Source organism: Pseudoxanthomonas sp. OG2, from assembly GCF_014192765.1.
GTDB classification, from domain to species: domain Bacteria; phylum Pseudomonadota; class Gammaproteobacteria; order Xanthomonadales; family Xanthomonadaceae; genus Pseudoxanthomonas_A; species Pseudoxanthomonas_A beigongshangi.
Map to the genome: position 1 here is coordinate 445,196 of NZ_JACHYM010000002.1, position 15,585 is coordinate 460,780.

16 protein-coding genes are annotated in these 15,585 nt (G+C 67.6%); 7 read left to right on the plus strand and 9 right to left on the minus strand.

Annotated elements, in window-relative coordinates:
• Positions 1 to 15 precede the first annotated feature (15 nt).
• The 4 genes from FHW78_RS15080 to prmB form a co-directional block, all read right to left on the minus strand.
• On the minus strand, positions 16 to 1,041 hold the full coding sequence (locus FHW78_RS15080) for an aspartate-semialdehyde dehydrogenase (RefSeq protein WP_183642397.1): 1,026 nt from the start codon (positions 1,039 to 1,041) through the stop codon (positions 16 to 18).
• Between the two features lie 100 nt (positions 1,042 to 1,141).
• Positions 1,142 to 2,176, minus strand: a complete 1,035-nt coding sequence (locus FHW78_RS15085; protein ID WP_183642400.1) for a D-glycerate dehydrogenase — start codon at positions 2,174 to 2,176, stop codon at positions 1,142 to 1,144.
• Complete coding sequence (gene aroC / locus FHW78_RS15090; RefSeq protein ID WP_183642403.1) at positions 2,169 to 3,272, minus strand: chorismate synthase; 1,104 nt, start codon at positions 3,270 to 3,272, stop codon at positions 2,169 to 2,171. Before aroC ends, FHW78_RS15085 begins: the two co-directional genes overlap by 8 nt.
• A 113-nt stretch (positions 3,273 to 3,385) precedes the next feature.
• Positions 3,386 to 4,315 (minus strand): 50S ribosomal protein L3 N(5)-glutamine methyltransferase, encoded by a 930-nt coding sequence (prmB, locus tag FHW78_RS15095; protein WP_183642407.1) that lies wholly within the window; start codon positions 4,313 to 4,315, stop codon positions 3,386 to 3,388.
• Positions 4,316 to 4,441: 126 nt separating this feature from the next.
• On the opposite strand from prmB, the gene FHW78_RS15100 reads away from it, so the two are divergent.
• Positions 4,442 to 5,095, plus strand: coding sequence for an SCO family protein (locus FHW78_RS15100; protein WP_183642411.1), 654 nt, complete (start codon positions 4,442 to 4,444; stop codon positions 5,093 to 5,095).
• Entirely contained in the window at positions 5,092 to 5,934 is an 843-nt protein-coding gene (asd, locus tag FHW78_RS15105; RefSeq protein WP_183642414.1) for an archaetidylserine decarboxylase, read from the plus strand. Before FHW78_RS15100 ends, asd begins: the two co-directional genes overlap by 4 nt.
• Before the next feature lie 57 nt (positions 5,935 to 5,991).
• On the opposite strand, the gene FHW78_RS15110 is transcribed toward asd, so the two are convergent.
• The 3 genes from FHW78_RS15110 to FHW78_RS15120 form a co-directional block, all read right to left on the minus strand.
• Entirely contained in the window at positions 5,992 to 7,062 is a 1,071-nt protein-coding gene (locus FHW78_RS15110) for a M50 family metallopeptidase (protein ID WP_183642417.1), read from the minus strand.
• A 103-nt stretch (positions 7,063 to 7,165) separates the two neighbouring features.
• A complete protein-coding gene (locus FHW78_RS15115) occupies positions 7,166 to 7,810 on the minus strand; it encodes a lysoplasmalogenase (protein WP_255443311.1) in 645 nt (214 codons plus the stop codon).
• Positions 7,811 to 7,858: 48 nt separating this feature from the next.
• Entirely contained in the window at positions 7,859 to 9,430 is a 1,572-nt protein-coding gene (locus FHW78_RS15120; RefSeq protein ID WP_183644716.1) for a transglycosylase SLT domain-containing protein, read from the minus strand.
• Positions 9,431 to 9,563: 133 nt separating this feature from the next.
• Between FHW78_RS15120 and FHW78_RS15125 the strand changes: the two genes are divergently transcribed.
• The 3 genes from FHW78_RS15125 to greB all read left to right on the plus strand — a co-directional run bounded on the left by FHW78_RS15125 (position 9,564) and on the right by greB (position 12,144).
• The gene (locus tag FHW78_RS15125) at positions 9,564 to 11,066 is read left to right on the plus strand and encodes a helicase HerA-like domain-containing protein (protein WP_183642425.1); all 1,503 of its coding nucleotides are present in this window, start codon (positions 9,564 to 9,566) and stop codon (positions 11,064 to 11,066) included.
• 18 nt (positions 11,067 to 11,084) lie between these two features.
• Positions 11,085 to 11,576, plus strand: a complete 492-nt coding sequence (locus FHW78_RS15130; RefSeq protein ID WP_218533574.1) for a GNAT family N-acetyltransferase — start codon at positions 11,085 to 11,087, stop codon at positions 11,574 to 11,576.
• 64 nt (positions 11,577 to 11,640) lie between these two features.
• Positions 11,641 to 12,144, plus strand: coding sequence for a transcription elongation factor GreB (gene greB / locus FHW78_RS15135; RefSeq protein WP_183642429.1), 504 nt, complete (start codon positions 11,641 to 11,643; stop codon positions 12,142 to 12,144).
• Here greB and FHW78_RS15140 read toward each other — a convergent pair whose 3' ends face one another.
• Positions 12,145 to 12,909, minus strand: a complete 765-nt coding sequence (locus FHW78_RS15140) for a DUF3025 domain-containing protein (protein WP_343205582.1) — start codon at positions 12,907 to 12,909, stop codon at positions 12,145 to 12,147.
• A gap of 62 nt (positions 12,910 to 12,971) precedes the next feature.
• The gene (rimO, locus tag FHW78_RS15145; protein WP_183642436.1) at positions 12,972 to 14,333 is read right to left on the minus strand and encodes a 30S ribosomal protein S12 methylthiotransferase RimO; all 1,362 of its coding nucleotides are present in this window, start codon (positions 14,331 to 14,333) and stop codon (positions 12,972 to 12,974) included.
• Between the two features lie 162 nt (positions 14,334 to 14,495).
• On the opposite strand from rimO, the gene FHW78_RS15150 reads away from it, so the two are divergent.
• Both FHW78_RS15150 and FHW78_RS15155 read left to right on the plus strand, forming a co-directional pair.
• A complete protein-coding gene (locus FHW78_RS15150; RefSeq protein ID WP_183642441.1) occupies positions 14,496 to 15,173 on the plus strand; it encodes a dienelactone hydrolase family protein in 678 nt (225 codons plus the stop codon).
• Positions 15,170 to 15,580 carry an HIT family protein gene (locus FHW78_RS15155; protein ID WP_183642443.1) on the plus strand — a complete coding sequence of 137 codons (411 nt, stop codon included), beginning with the start codon at positions 15,170 to 15,172 and terminating at the stop codon, positions 15,578 to 15,580. The genes FHW78_RS15150 and FHW78_RS15155 overlap by 4 nt, the downstream gene beginning before the upstream one ends.
• Positions 15,581 to 15,585: the final 5 nt, after the last annotated feature.

Here is a 15,585-nt window from a genome sequence, read left to right on the forward strand (position 1 = left end):
GCCGACTATAACGGTTCAACCGTTTTTCGCCACCAGTTCCGCCAGCTGCACGGCGTTCAGGGCCGCGCCCTTGCGGATGTTGTCCGCGACGATCCACAGGTTCAGGCCGCGCGGATGCGACAGGTCCTCGCGGATGCGGCCGACATAGACCGGATCGGTGCCGGAGGCATGCGTGACCGGGGTCGGATAGCCGCCGGGCGCGCGGTCGTCCACCACTTCCACGCCCGGGGCGTTCTCCAGCAGCGCACGGGCTTCCGCGGCGCTCAGCTTGACCCTGGTCTCGACGTTGACCGCCTCGGAGTGGCCGTAGAACACCGGCACCCGCACCGCGGTCGGATTCACCTGGATGCTGTCGTCGCCGAGGATCTTGCGGGTCTCCCAGACGAGCTTCATTTCCTCCTTGGTGAAGCCGTTGTCGAGGAATTCGTCGATGTGCGGAATCAGGTTGAAGGCGATCTGGACCGGGAAGCGCTGCGGATCCGGATCCTGGAAGTTCAGCAGCGCGCCGGTCTGGCGGCCCAGTTCCTCCAGCGCCGAACGGCCACCGCCGGACACCGATTGGTAGGTCGCCACGTTGATGCGCTCGATGCCGGCCTTGCGGTGGATCGGCGCCAGCGCGACCAGCATCTGCATGGTCGAGCAGTTGGGATTGGCGATGATGCCGCGCGGACGGTTCTGCACCTGTTCCGGGTTGACCTCGCTGACCACCAGCGGCACGTCGTCGTCGTAGCGGAAGGCCGAGGAGTTGTCGATCACCACCGCGCCCGCGGCGGCGAACTTCGGCGCGTATTCCTTGGACACGCCGCCACCGGCGGAGAACAGGGCGATGTCGATGCCGGCCGGATCGAACGTGGCCAGATCCTGGATGGTGATCTTCTGGCCGTTGAACTCGACCTCGCCGCCGGCCGAACGCTCGGACGCCAGCGCCACCAGCTTGCCGACGGGGAAATCGCGCTCGGCGAGGATGGACAGCATGGTTTCGCCGACGGCACCGGTGGCGCCCACGACGGCGACGTTGAAACTGCGGTTCTGATTGCTCATGGAATGGGATTCGCGAAAGTGATGAAGATAGGGATGCGGAAGACAGCGGACAGCAATGGGGGGCTGTGTTCGGGGAACCTCCGGGAAGGCCAGAGGCTCCCTATCGTTTAATCGCGGTGGTTTTGCGGTTGCCGCCGGCGATTGCCAGCACGCCCGGATTGACCGGGGTGGCGGGACGACCGGCGTCCGGGCCTTCGCCCAGCGCGGCGATGAGATTGTCCACCGCCAGGCCGACCATCGCACGCCGCGTCGCCAGGCTCGCGCTGGCGATGTGGGGCGTCAGCACCACGTTGCGCAGCGCGAGCAGTTCCGGGCGAACCTCCGGCTCGCCCTCGTAGACGTCCAGCCCGGCCGCGGCCAGGCGGCCCTGCGACAACGCCTGCGCCAGCGCCAACTCGTCGACCAGGCCACCGCGGGCGATGTTCACCAGCGTCGCGGTCGGCTTCATCTTCGCCAGCGCGGCCGCATCGATCAGATGGTGGACGGCCGGCGAATACGGCAGCACCAGCACGAGATGATCGGAGCCGGTCAGCAGTGTGTCGAAATCGACGTACTCGGCGCGGCACTCGCGCTCGATCGCGGCATCGACGCGATGGCGGTTGTGGTAGTGCACGCGCATGCCGAAACCCGCCGCGCGGCGGGCGATGCCCTGCCCGATCCGGCCCATGCCGAGGATGCCCAGCGTACTGCCGTGCAGATCCACGCCGAGCATGCTGCTGAACGACCATTGCCTCCATTGGCCCTCGCGCAGCCAGCGCTCGGCCTCGGTGATGCGGCGGGCGGTGGCCATCAGCAGGGCGAAACCGAAATCGGCGGTGGTCTCGGTCAATACGTCCGGTGTGTTGGTCGCCAGGATGCCGGCCGCTTCCAGCGCGGGAATGTCGAGATTGTTGTAGCCGACGCCAACGTTGGCGACGGCCTTCAGCCGCGGCGCCTCCGCGATCTCGGCCGCGCCGATGCGTTCGTTGAGCGTGACCACGGCGCCGTCCGCCTCGCGCAGGTGCGCGGCGATCTGTGCAGCCGTGTACGCCTGAACCTCGGCGGTCCCGTGCACGTCGAAGTACTCGCCCAGCCGTCCGATGACGTCATCGAACAGCGGCTGCGAGACCCAGACGCGGCGGCGGGATTCAGCCATCTGCTTGTCCCGGTACCCGGGGCGGCACGTCGCCCACGTCGCCGCACTGGGCGCGGTGGCGCAAGGCGTGGTCCATCAGCACCAGCGCCATCATCGCCTCGGCGATCGGCGTGGCGCGGATGCCCACGCAGGGATCGTGGCGACCGGTGGTGATCACGTCCACCGGCTGGCCGTCCACATTCACCGTGCGGCCGGGCAGGCGCAGGCTGGAGGTGGGCTTGAGCACGATCGAGGCGGTGACCTGCTGGCCGGTCGAGATGCCGCCGAGGATGCCGCCGGCGTGGTTGGAGAGGAAGCCTTGCGGAGTCATCTCATCGCGGTGCTCGGTGCCCTTCTGGGTGACCGCCGCGAAGCCGTCGCCGATTTCCACGCCCTTGACCGCGTTGATGCTCATCAGCGCGGCGGCCAGATCCCCATCGAGCTTGCCGTAGATGGGTTCGCCCCATCCCGGCGGCACGCCGTCGGCGACCACGTTCACGCGCGCGCCGATCGAATCGCCGGACTTGCGCAGCGCATCCATGTAGCTTTCCAGTTCGGGCACCTGCGCCGCATGCGGCCAGAAGAACGGGTTGTCCTCGACCACGCTCCATTCGAAGCCTTCCGGCGTGATCGGTCCCAGTTGCGACAGATAGCCGCGCACCGTCACGCCATGGCGCTGCGCCAGCCACTTCTTGGCGATGACACCGGCAGCGACGCGCATGGTCGTTTCGCGCGCCGAGGAACGCCCGCCGCCGCGCGGATCCCGGATGCCGTACTTCTGCCAATAGGCATAGTCGGCATGGCCGGGACGGAACTGGCTGGCGATGTTGGCGTAGTCCTTGCTGCGCTGATCGGTATTGCGGATGAGCAGCGCGATCGGCGTGCCGGTGGTCAGGCCCTCGTAGACGCCGCTGAGGATTTCCACGTCGTCGGCCTCGCGCCGCGCCGAAGTGTGTCGGCTCTTGCCGGTCGCACGGCGCTCCAGGTCATGGCGGAATTCCTCCGGCGCGATCGCCAGCCCCGGCGGGCAGCCGTCGAGCACGCAGCCGATCGCCGGTCCGTGCGATTCGCCGAACGTGGTGACGGTGAGGAGTTTTCCGAAACTGTTGCTGCTCAAGGCGATGTCTCATGTAGAGCGGAGCTCGCTCCGCTGTTCCGGCAAACCGGACGTGCTCGCCGAGCAGGCCCGGCGTTACCTTCGGGATGGCGCGCGGCCATCGGAAAGGGTTTTCATTTTCGCGCGTCCGCCAGCGCACGGATGTGCTTGTTGTGCCGGATCAGTTCCGCGCATTCGACCGCAAAGATACCCATCTGCCCGACCTTGAATTCGATCCAGGCGAATTCGACGTCCGGCAGCAGCTTCACAAGCGCGTGCTCTGATTCGCCGACCTCGCAGATCAGCAGGCCTTCCTGGCTCAGGTGCAGTGGTGCGTCGCGCAGGATCTTCAACACCAGATCCAGGCCGTCGTCTCCGGCGCGCAGGCCGAGTTCCGGCTCGAAGGAATATTCCTTCGGCAGCGCGTCGGTCTCGTCGTTGGTGACATAGGGCGGATTGGTGACGATCAGGTCGTAGTGGCGACCACCGAGGCCGGCGAACAGATCCGACTTCACCAGTTGCACATTGTCCGCATGCAGGCGCGCCTTGTTCTCGGCGGCCAGCGCCAGCGCGTCGTCGCTGATGTCGACGCCATCGACCTGCCAGTCGGGGTTGTAGTGGCCCATGGCGATGGCGATGCAGCCGGAACCGGTGCACAGGTCCAGCGCATGGTTGACCTCGCGTCCGCCCAACCAGGGCTCGAAACCGGATTCGATCAATTCGGCGATCGGCGAGCGCGGCACCAGCGCGCGCGCGTCGCTCTTGAAGCTCAGGCCGGCGAACCAGGCCTCGCCGGTCAGGTAGGCGACCGGCACGCGTTCCTCCACGCGGCGCTTGAACAGCGCCAGGATTTCCGCCTTCTCGGCACTGGTGACCCGCGCCTGGCCATAGGCCGGGCCCAGATCCGGCGGCAGATGCAGCGTGTGCAGCACCAGGTGGGTCGCCTCATCGAGGGCGTTGTCGTAGCTGTGGCCGAAGGTCAGGCCGGCCTCGTTGAAACGGCTGGCGCCGTAACGGATCAGGTCGATGAGGGTGTGCAGTTCTGCGGCTGCGTCGGCAGTCATGGCGTAAAGGCGGGGAAATGGCCGGTGGGGTCCGGTTCCCGATTATAGGCGCTGCGCCGGTATCATGTCGGGTCCGCCGGCAAGCCCCGAAACCGCGGCCACGCCGGCCCTTCCGCGAGACCCGCCATGTTCAACAAGAAGTTCGGGATCATCCTGCTGCTGGCGCTGGCCGCCGGCCTGGGCCTGCTGGCCGCGCAGAAGTTCTTCGGTCCCGCCCGCCCCGCCCAGGCATGGCCGGCCACGCAGGCGGTGACGATGTTCCCGCAGGCGCGCCCGCTGCCCGAATTCTCGCTGCGCCAGTCCGATGGTACGCAATTGGCCTCCGGCGAACTGAAGGGCCATTGGACCCTGGTGTTCCTCGGCTTCACGTTCTGCCCCGACGTCTGCCCGACCACCCTGGCCGAATTGGCCCAGTCGCAGAACCAGTGGCGTGCCCTGCCCGATTCCACGCGCCCGCGGGTGCTGTTCGTGTCGGTGGATCCGGAGCGCGACACCCCCAACAAGGTCGGCGAGTACGCGCACGCCTTCCATCCGGACACGCTGGCGGCGACCGCCGACGCGCCGACCCTGGAGAACTTCGCCAAGTCGCTGGGCTTCGTCTTCATGAAGGTGCCGGGCAAGGGCTTCGAGCAGAATCCCAACGACTATTCGATGGACCATTCCTCGGCCATCGCCGTGCTGGATCCGCAGGGTCGCCTGGCCGGCCTGATCCGCCCGCCGTTCCGGCCGGACGCAATCGCCACCGACATGAAGGCGCTGACCGAGGCCGCCGCGCGATGAGTCCGGTCACCGCGCTCACCTACGTCCTGCCGCATCGCCTGCTGTCTTCGCTGGCGCGCAAGCTCGCCTACTCCACTTCGCCGGCCATCAAGCAATGGCTGATCGACGCGGTGGTGCGCCGCTTCGGCGTGGATCTGTCCGAAGCCGCCGAACCCGACGCGCGTGCCTATCCAAGCTTCAACGCCTTCTTCACCCGCGCCCTCAAGCCGGGCGCGCGCGTCGCAGCCCCGGATCCACGCGCATTGCTGATGCCGGCCGATGGCCACATCAGCCAGTGCGGGCCGATCCAGGACGGCCGCATCTTCCAGGCCAAGGGCCAGTCGTTCACCGCCTCCGAGCTGCTGGGCGATGCCACCGACGCCGAACCGTTCCGCGACGGCCTGTACGCCACCGTGTACCTGTCGCCGCGCGACTACCACCGGGTGCACATGCCCTGGCGCGGCACGTTGCGTGAAACCGTGCACGTGCCCGGCCGCCTTTTCAGCGTCGGTACCGACGCGGTCGCCAGCGTACCGGGCCTGTTCGCGCGCAACGAGCGCCTGGTCTGCCACTTCGATACCGACTTCGGCCCGATGGTCTCGGTGATGGTCGGCGCGCTGCTGGTGTCGGGCGTGGAGACGGTCTGGAGCGGCGTGGAGATTCCCGCCTACGGGGATCGCGTCACCCGCAAGGACTATCGCGGCCAGGGCATCACCCTGGACCGCTTCGAGGAGATGGCCCGGTTCAACTACGGCTCGACCGTGATCGTCCTGCTGCCACCCGGCGTGGCGGAACTGTCACCGGAACTGCATGCCGAATCGCCGGTGCGATTGGGGCAGGCGCTGGCAAGACGGAGCTGATTTCCCCGCGCCTGGACGAGGCAATCAACCGGGGTGACGGGTGCCGCGCGCTGCCCGTTAGCCGCTCGGGAATGTGGGTCCGAGTGCGCGGATATGCCGGGAAATCCTGTTCTCGCTTTCAGCCAACGCACGGTCCTGGGAGGCTTCGGCATGACGCCTCACGCGCAGCAGGGCAGCTTCCGCAGCTGACCACTCCCCCGCCAGCATGGATGCCAGCGCCGCATGACGATGGCGTAGATGCGGCACGAGCCAATCAACGCCCTTTCCGAATACCAGGTTTCCGAGCGGAGCGGCCCGCTGTTCATGCATGGCCCGGGAGAACGCCAGTTCCAGTCTGAGCAGTACGAGTAGCGGCTTGTTTTCCCGTTGCTCCTTTCCAGGCATGCCGGACAGAATCTGCTCCAGCTGGTCGTCCAGTGCTTCTACTGCCTTCCAGTTCCCCAGATTCTGGGACGCCTTCATGCGTATCCACAAGGCGATGAGCGACGCCGTGCTTCCTTGCGCGTCCAGATCGTCGACCAGTTGCTCCGGCAACCGATCGGAAGTTGTCCCGAATACGGAAAGCGACATCAGCCTCAAATGGGCCAGCAACGAAGATTGTTCATCGGGGGAACGGCGTCCCCACAGATAGAGCAGCAGGCCGTCGCTTGCCCAACCCCGCGCCATCGGCATGAGATTGGTGATGCCCACCACGCCGTTGATCAAGGCGAAGGCATGGACCAATCCTTCCCGCTCCACTTCTGCGCATCGGGTCAACAAGACAGCCAGGATCGCGGCGGCGAGATTTGCCAACGGCCCGCCCGCGATCATGCACAGCATGGCTGGACGAATCGCCGCCGCGGGATCGGGATAGGCCTGGACATATCCGTGCAGGCCACCGGGCGGCCTGGCGATTCGCCAGCGGAACCCACGCCGCAGGAAGATGACGTCCAGCATGCCCGCCTGCATGCGCATGACGCGCATGCCCTTCAGATGCGCGGCCAGCGCATGTCCCGACTCGTGAATCAGGACCGCCAGGAACCAGCAAGTGACGACGGTACAGAGCGCAAGGCCTACTTCGGGCAGGAACCAGTTCCGGGTGGCGCTCTCCGCAATCGCCATGGCGCCGAGGAAGCCTGCGAGCGACAAGCACCATGCCAGGACGGTCCCGCCACGCAGCAACCACGCCGCAGCCGCAGGAATTTCCTGGCTTCTTTCCCCCATATCCCCCTTCCCCATCCCATTCCCCGGTTCAGTTGCGTGACGTGTCGGTAACAGGCATCACGGACGCGCCAATCAGCCACTGCGCCGCCCAATAGCTCAGCAGCACCCATACGCTCGCCAGGGGAATCGCCATCGCGAAGCGGTCGATCGCCAGCAAGGCGTCGGAGAGCACGAAGCAGGCGCCGCCTGCCGCGGCCAGGAGCGCGGCCCCGTCCGGACGCTGCCGCCAGATGCATGCCGCCTGCGCCGCCATGCCCGCCAGCGCCACCACATAGACGACCACGGGAATCTTCAGTTCCGCCGGCAGATGCGGCCACAGGTACGCCAGGACGGCCGCGGCGATCACGCCATACGCGAGCACGGGCCAAATGGGACGGAGCCACTCGCCGCGCAACCGGAACGCCCGCAGGTAGCACAGGTGCGCCAGCAGGAAACTGCCCAGTCCGAAGGCAAACCAATCTCCCGGCAGCATCAGGAACACATCGCCCAGCAGCGACAGCAGCAGTCCCGCCAGCACCGCGCGCCGATAACCGTGTTCGTTCGCGGCGGTCCGCCACACCATGGCCGCGACCAGCAGCGTGGTCAGTGGCTTGAACAGGTAGTGCAGGACACGCAGGCCATCCGACTCGGCGCCGACGATGGCAAACGCCGCGCTGACGGCAATGGCGGACAACCAGATTGCATTCCTTTGCATCGTTCCCCGCCCCCCCGGTACTTCAGATCATTTCCTGCAACTTTCCAGTTGGATCGACTGGCCCGGCCGCACGCTGTAGGCCGGTCCCTTCAGGCCATTGGCACGGGCCAGCTTCTTCAGATCGCACTGGTAACGCTGCGAGATCCGGCCCAGCGTATCGCCCTTGGCGATCCGGTACTCGCGCGCCTGCTTCGCCTTGGGTTCGGCGGGCTTGGGTTCGCCTGAAGCGACCGTGGTCGGCACGCCGGCCACCGGGGTCACGTCGCCGACCGCGACCGTACCGGTCAGGGCGGTGCGCTTGATGGCGGCGTTGACGTCGGCGCGCACCAGCGTGCGGGCCAGGTCGGCGCGCGGGCCGCTGACACAATGGCGGTTGTACAGGCTGACGATGCGGGTGTTGGCCTTGAGCATCGTCCCGGCCGGAATCCATGCCTCGGCCTCGTAGCGCGGGTTGAGGTTGCGCAGCGCGCGCATGAAGCCCTCGCGGGTGCCGCCGTTGCCCAGGCAGATGGTCAGTTCGTAGATCGAGCTGTCGCGCGCCAGCTTCAGCGACGCCGGGTGCACGTCGACCTTGGGGAATTCCAGTCCGTACTGCTTGGGATGCAGGAACAGCCACGCCGCCGCGATCACCATCGGCACGTAGTCGCGGGTCTCGCCGGGGAACTGGCTGTAGACCACCTCGTCCCAGAAGCTGCGGCCCGGGTACTGCCGGTAGACGCGCCCGGCACGGCCCTCGCCGCCGTTGTAGGCGGCCAGCGCGAACTCGATGTTGTTGTTGAGTTCGCGCATGCGCTCGTTCATGTAGGCGGCGCTGGCCTCGCCGGCGAACGCCGGGTCGTAGCGGGTGTCGAAGCCGGTCCCGTCCGGGCCCAGGCCGAAGCGCTTGCCGGTCGCGTACATGAACTGCAGCGGGCCGGCCGCGCCGGCGCGCGAGGTCGCGTGCACGCGGCCGTTGGATTCCTTGGCCATGATGCCGAACAGCAGCGCCTCCGGCAGCTTGCTGCGCTCCCAGTCCGGGTACATCTCCGCGCGCATGTTCTGGTAGTTCTCGTAGCTGGTGATCAGCGCGCTGCGCATGTCGGTCAGCCAGCGGCGGATGCCCGCCTGTACCGCCGGGTTGTACTCGACCATCTTGTCGAAGGCGTGGCGCTGGTCGTTCAGCAGCGACGCGGCGCGCTGGGCTTCCGGGATGGCCTGTGCCACCGCGGAATGATCGCTGCCATCGTCGAGCGGATCGACGGTGGTTTCCTCTTCCTCCGCGCCTCCGCCGTCGGACGCCTCCTTGAGCAGGCGCTTGTAGGTGGTCAGCAGGGTGTGGGTCTGGCAGCCGCGCTGCTTGATGCAGGCATCCAGCACGTCCTCCATGTCCTCCAGCGCGGCATCGGTTTCGGCGGTGCCCTTGGGGTCGTTGTTGGTCACCAGCACCAACCCGTCGCGGTAGCGCTTCTCGGCCGCGGCCATGCGCGCGTTCAGCACTTCGATGGCGGCCTTGTCCTTGGCCGAGACCCGCTGGGCATGCGCGGCCGGGGCCAGCGCCAGGAGGGGCAGGAAAACGGCCAGCAGGGGCCAGGGACGCAGCAAGGACTTCGGCAGGGACATCAGCACGCGCAATCGAAAACGGTCGCGGCAGGGTAGCGGCGCCCGGATCCGGGGGCAAGCCGAATACGTCACGACATTACGCCCGCAGACATGCCGGATCGCTAGAATCACCCGACCAGACCGCGAGGCACTCATGGATCCGATCCTGTTGGGCAAAGGCACCACCGACGACATCCCCGTCACCCTGCAGCCGAAGTTCGGCAACCGCCACGGCCTGGTGGCCGGGGCCACCGGCACCGGCAAGACCGTCACCCTGATGACCCTGGCCGAAGGTTTCTCGCGGCTGGGCGTGCCGGTGTTCCTGGCCGACGTGAAGGGCGATGTCGCCGGGCTCGCGGTGGCCGGCGACGGCAACGAGAAGGTGCTCCAGCGCGCCCGCGACATCGGCATCGCCGACTACGCCCCCGGCGCAAGCCCGGTGGTGTTCTGGGATCTGTACGGAAAGCTCGGCCATCCGGTGCGCACCACGGTCAGCGAAATGGGTCCCACCCTGCTCTCGCGCATCCTGGAGCTCAACGACACCCAATCCGGCGTGCTGGACATCGTGTTCAAGCTGGCCGACGACCGCGGCCTGCTGCTGCTGGACCTGGAAGACCTGCGTGCCCTGCTCGGCCTGGTCGCCGACGAACGCAAGGACATCTCCACCAGCTATGGTTTGGTCAGCACGCAGTCGGTCGGCGCCATCCAGCGCGCCCTGCTGCGGCTGGAGCAGGAAGGCGGTGAGATGTTCTTCGGCGAGCCGGCGCTGGAACTGGCGGACCTGATGCGTACCCAGACCGATGGCCGCGGCGTGGTCAACATCCTGGCCGCGGATCAGCTGATCCTCAAGCCGCGCCTGTATTCCAGCTTCCTGCTGTGGCTGTTGTCGGAACTGTTCGAAACCCTGCCGGAAGTCGGTGATCTGGACAAACCCAAGCTGGTGTTCGTGTTCGACGAGGCGCACCTGCTGTTCGACGACGCCCCGCCCGCGCTGAAGCAGCGCATCGAGCAGGTCGTGCGCCTGATCCGCTCCAAGGGCGTCGGCGTGTATTTCTGCTCGCAGTTCCCCGACGACGTGCCGGACAACATCCTCGGCCAGCTCGGCAACCGCGTGCAGCACGCGCTGCGCGCGTTCACCCCGCGCGACCAGAAGGCGGTCAAGACCGCGGCGCAGACCTTCGTGCCCAATCCCAAGCTGGACGTGGCCGAGGCGATATCGCGCCTGGGGACCGGCGAAGCGCTGGTCTCGACCCTGCAAGACAAGGGCGTGCCCTCGCCCGTGCAGCAGACCCTGATCTCGCCCCCGCGCTGCCGGATGGGCGCCATCAACGAAAGCGAGCGGGCGCAGGTGCGCGCCGGCAGCCCGGTCGGCGCCAAGTACGACAATCGCATCGATCGCGAATCGGCGGCGGAGATGTTGGCCAAGCGCGCCGACGCGGCCATGCAGACCGCGAATGCACCGGCCGCCAAAGCCGAGAAGGACGACCCCGATGCCGGCGGCTTCGGCCAGGCGGTCAAGGACGCGGTGTTCGGCACCAAGCGTCGCCAGGGCATGATCGAGACCATGGCCAAGCAGACCACCCGCACCATCGGGACCAAGCTGGGCAACCAGATCGTGCGCGGCATCCTGGGCAGCATCTTCGGCGGCCGTCGCTGATCACGACGCCGCGACGACATGTCCTTGGCCATGCAGGCGAGGCGGGCCGACGCCACCGAGATCGACGCGCTGGCGCGCCTGTGGCATGACGGCTGGCAGGACGCGCACGCCGCGATCCTGCCGCTCGAGCTGGCCCGCCATCGCACCCTTGCGAGCTTCGCCCGGCGCCTCGCGGACGGATTGCCGGCGGTGCGCACGCTCGGCGCGATCGGCCAGCCGCTAGGCTTCGCCATGATCCAGGGCGATGAGATGTACCAGTTGTACGTGGGCGCCGCCGCGCGCGGCACGGGCGCCGCGGCCGTGTTGCTGGCGGACGCGGAAATCCGCCTCGCCGATACCGGGGTCACGCGGGCATGGCTGGCCTGCGCCATCGGCAACGAGCGCGCGGCGCGCTTCTACGCCCGCCAGGGCTGGGCGCGGGTGGGCAACATGATCAACCGCCTGGACACGCCGGACGGCGTCTTCGATCTGGAGGTGTGGCGCTACGAGAAGAACGTGGCCCGCGCTTGATTCCGCCGTCCCCGCCCTGATCTACCCTGTTCCCCACGTTCCTTCGCAAGGCTTTCCCACCCGCATGTCCCGCTGGCGTCCCCCTGCCGAAAAGAGCACCGCCCTGATCACCCGCGACGGCCACGACCGGCTGAAGGCGGAACTGGACGATCTGTGGCGCGCCCGGCGTCCGGAAGTGGTCAAGGCGCTGGCCGCCGCCGCCGCCGAAGGCGATCGCTCGGAGAACGCCGAGTACACCTACCGCAAGAAACAACTGGGCGAGATCGATCGCCGGGTGCGCTATCTCAGCAAGCGGCTGGAAGCCCTGCGGGTGGTCGAGGGCGCGCCCTCGGATCCGGAAGCGGTGTTCTTCGGCGCCTGGGTGGAGGTGGAGAACGTCGCCAGCGGAGAGACCTCGCGCTACCGCATCGTCGGTCCCGACGAAACCGACGCGCCGCGTGGCTGGATCAGCATCGACTCGCCGCTAGCGCGGGCCATGCTGAAGAAGCGCATTGACGACGAATTCCCGGTGGAGCTGCCCGGCGGCCTGGCCCGATTCGCGGTGGTGGACGTCAGTTATGGCGCCTGATCAGAACAACGGCGGCGGATAAGCGCGGCCTTCGCGCAACGGACGAAAATAGTCTGCGTCCGCGTAGAAACCGGCATCCTGTTGCGGATGCCAGCCGGGGATGCCGGCCAGCGGCAATGGCCGCAGTTCCCTCGGATCTTCCAGGACTTCGCCGGTCCGGATCGCCGCCACGACACGCGCCAGGTCCGTTTCCACCGCCGCGTCCCGCGCCACCACCACGCACTTGCCAACCAGTCGACGTCCCGGCAGCAGCGCCTGTTCCAGCAAGGCATGCCCGATCACCGCGATGACGGCGATGTCGCCCCGGCGCCAGCTGTTGGCATGCCCCCGGAACAACCCGGACCAGTCGTGGCGATCCCAGGCATCGAGCAGCGATGCCTCGCGCACCCGCACGATCACGCCGCTTTCATCGAACTGGGTCAGCGCCTGTTGCGCGCGGTTGCGCTGGCCGTCGTCGCGGTCCGCTACATGCAGGCACTGGCGCGCATTGAGCGCTGCCTTGATCGCGGGATGACGCGCCCAGACCAGGGCATTGAACAGATCGTGCCAATTGCCCGGACGCGTGGCGATGCGTCCCTGCGCAACGCGCACCTCGTAATGCAGGCCATCGGCCAGCAGCGCCTCGTCCTGGGCGATGAAATGCCGTCCGGGCAGCGGCAACCGCGTGTTGAGCAGGTCGATGCCGGGCCACTCGGCCGCAAGCAGCAGATCGCGACAAGCCGCCAAATCGTCGAACAGCGGATGCGTGAAGGTGGCGGCCAGCACGTCGCCACGCGCCGGGGCCACGAAGCGGCGACGCTCCGCAACCGCGGCAGGTGCCGCTGCGTTCACAGCACCTTGAGGTCGATCGGTCCGGCGGCCGGCTGGGCGATCGCATCGCCGAACAGATCGTGCTCGTCGCTGTCGGTGATTTCCACGTCGACGAACTGGCCCGGCTTGAGCCCGAACTCCTCGCCGTTCTGGATGTGCACCAGGCCGTCGATCTCCGGCGCGTCCGCCGAGGAACGCGCCACCGCGATGCCGTCTTCCAGCAGGTCCACCAGGCAACGCTGCACGCTGCCGATCTTGGCTTCCAGGCGCGCGGCGGAAATCGCCGCCTGCCGTTCCATGAAGCGGGCCAGGCGCTCCTGCTTCACTTCCTCCGGCACCGGATCCGGCAACGCGTTGGCGGCCGCGCCTTCCACCGGCGAATAGGCGAACGCGCCCACTCGATCCAGTTGCGCCTCGTCGAGGAAATCCAGCAGCGCCTCGAATTCGGCCTCGGTCTCGCCGGGGAAGCCGACGATGAAGGTCGAGCGCAGGGTCAGCTCCGGGCACATCGCCCGCCAGCGCTGCACGCGTTCCAGGGTCTTGTCGACCGCACCCGGGCGCTTCATCAGCTTGAGGATGCGCGGACTGGCGTGCTGGAACGGAATGTCCAGGTACGGCAGCACCTTGCCCTCGGCCATCAGCGGGATGACGTCGTCGACATGCGGATACGGATAGACGTAATGCAGGCGCGTCCACGCACCGAGTTCCGACAGTCCTTCGCACAACGCCTTCATGCGGGTGGCGTAGGTCTTGCCGCCCCATTCGCGCTCGGCGTACTTCAGATCGACACCGTAGGCGGAGGTGTCCTGCGACACCACCAGCAGTTCCTTCACCCCGCCGCGAACCAGGCGTTCGGCCTCGCGCAGCACCTCGTCGACCGGCCGCGAGACCAGGTCGCCGCGCATCGACGGGATGATGCAGAAGCTGCAGCGGTGATTGCAGCCCTCGGAAATCTTCAGATAGGCGTAGTGGCGCGGGGTCAGCTTCAGGCCGTAGTCCGGCACCAGGTCCAGGAACGGGTCGTGCCTGGGCGGCAGCGCCGCGTGCACCGCCTCCATCACGCTCTGGTAGTCCTGCGGGCCGCTGATCGCCAGCACGTCGGGATGCGCCTCGCGGATCTGCTCCGGGCGCTTGCCCAGGCAACCGGTGACGATGACCTTGCCGTTTTCCGCCAGCGCCTCGCCGATCGCGTCCAGCGATTCGGTCACCGCCGCGTCGATGAAGCCGCAGGTGTTGACCACCACCACGTCGGCTGCCTGGTAGGTGGGCACGATGTCGTAACCCTCCACGCGCAACTGGGTGAGGATGCGTTCGGAGTCGACCAGGGCTTTCGGACAGCCGAGGCTGACGAAGCCCACCTTGGGGTTCTGCAGGGACATGGAGACGGAAACGGAGAAAACGGCGGCACGCCGACGGGGCGCGGATTATAGCGCCTCGCCCCGGCCGCCCCTTCGCGGCGCCTGAATCCGGCGACCGTCACCCGCCGGTCCGGACGGATGGGCGACAATGCGCGCCTCGCTGGCAATGCAGGACTCTACCCCATGGGCGAATGGATCACCCTCGAAACCGCGCGCGGCCCGGTGGCGGCCTGGCAGGCCAAACCGGCGGGTGCGCCCCGTGGCGGCCTGGTGATCATCCAGGAAATCTTCGGCGCCAACGCGCACATCCGCAGCGTCGCCGAACGCTACGCCGAGGCCGGCTACGCGACCCTGGCGCCGGCGTTCTTCGATCTGGTCGAGCCGGGTGTCGAACTGCCCTACGACCCATCCGCCCACGATCGCGGCCGCGAGCTCATCGGCAAGCTGGGATTCGACGCCGCGCTCGACGTGGTATCCGCCGCCGCCGCCGCGCTGGCCTGGGCTGGAAAAGTCGGCACCGTCGGCTACTGCTGGGGCGGCACGGTCGCCTTCCTGTCCGCGCTTCGGCTGGGCCTGCCGGGCGTGAGCTATTACGGCTCCCGCAACCGCCTGTTCCTGGAGGAAATGCCATCCGGTTCGACGTTGCCTGCGCCGGTGATGTTCCATTTCGGCGAACAGGACGCGTCGATTCCACCGGAAGCCGTGCAACTTCATCGCGACCGCTTGCCCGGCCTGCCCGTTTTCACCTATCCGGCCGGCCATGCCTTCAACCGCGACGCCAGTCCCGACATCCACGACGCGCCAAGCGCGGACCTGGCACTTTCGCGCAGCCTGGCGTTCCTCGCGGAGCAGATCGGGTGAGCGGCTTCGAACCGGATTCCCGCCTGGCCCGCGACAGCGTGTTCATCGCCGACGGCCCGCTGTCGCAGGTGCGACTGATGAACGACCGTCGTTATTCCTGGCTGGTGCTGGTGCCGCGGGTGGACAACGTGAGCGAATGGCTGGATCTGGATGGCGGCCAGCAACGCCTGCTGCTCGCGGAGATCAACCAGGCGGGCGGATTGATCCGTGCGGTTCCAGGGGTGCAGAAGCTCAATATCGGCGCGCTCGGCAACATCGTGCGCCAGTTGCACATCCACCTAGTGGGACGCCACGAAGGCGATCCGGCCTGGCCGGGCCCCGTGTGGGGACATGGCCAAGCCGAGCGTTTTTCCGAAGCCGAACTGGCGACCGAGGTGGCGCGCTGGCGTCGGCGTCTGATCGCGTAGCGGCC

Bases quoted from the DNA above. Each gene is read 5' to 3' on its own strand.
- FHW78_RS15080 (WP_183642397.1), bottom strand. From the start codon at position 1,041: ATGAGCAATCAGAACCGCAGTTTCAACGTCGCCGTCGTGGGCGCCACC.
- FHW78_RS15085 (WP_183642400.1), bottom strand. From the start codon at position 2,176: ATGGCTGAATCCCGCCGCCGCGTCTGGGTCTCGCAGCCGCTGTTCGAT.
- prmB (WP_183642407.1), bottom strand. From the start codon at position 4,315: ATGACTGCCGACGCAGCCGCAGAACTGCACACCCTCATCGACCTGATC.
- FHW78_RS15100 (WP_183642411.1), top strand. From the start codon at position 4,442: ATGTTCAACAAGAAGTTCGGGATCATCCTGCTGCTGGCGCTGGCCGCC.
- asd (WP_183642414.1), top strand. From the start codon at position 5,092: ATGAGTCCGGTCACCGCGCTCACCTACGTCCTGCCGCATCGCCTGCTG.
- FHW78_RS15120 (WP_183644716.1), bottom strand. From the start codon at position 9,430: ATGTCCCTGCCGAAGTCCTTGCTGCGTCCCTGGCCCCTGCTGGCCGTT.
- FHW78_RS15125 (WP_183642425.1), top strand. From the start codon at position 9,564: ATGGATCCGATCCTGTTGGGCAAAGGCACCACCGACGACATCCCCGTC.
- FHW78_RS15130 (WP_218533574.1), top strand. From the start codon at position 11,085: ATGTCCTTGGCCATGCAGGCGAGGCGGGCCGACGCCACCGAGATCGAC.
- greB (WP_183642429.1), top strand. From the start codon at position 11,641: ATGTCCCGCTGGCGTCCCCCTGCCGAAAAGAGCACCGCCCTGATCACC.
- rimO (WP_183642436.1), bottom strand. From the start codon at position 14,333: ATGTCCCTGCAGAACCCCAAGGTGGGCTTCGTCAGCCTCGGCTGTCCG.
- FHW78_RS15150 (WP_183642441.1), top strand. From the start codon at position 14,496: ATGGGCGAATGGATCACCCTCGAAACCGCGCGCGGCCCGGTGGCGGCC.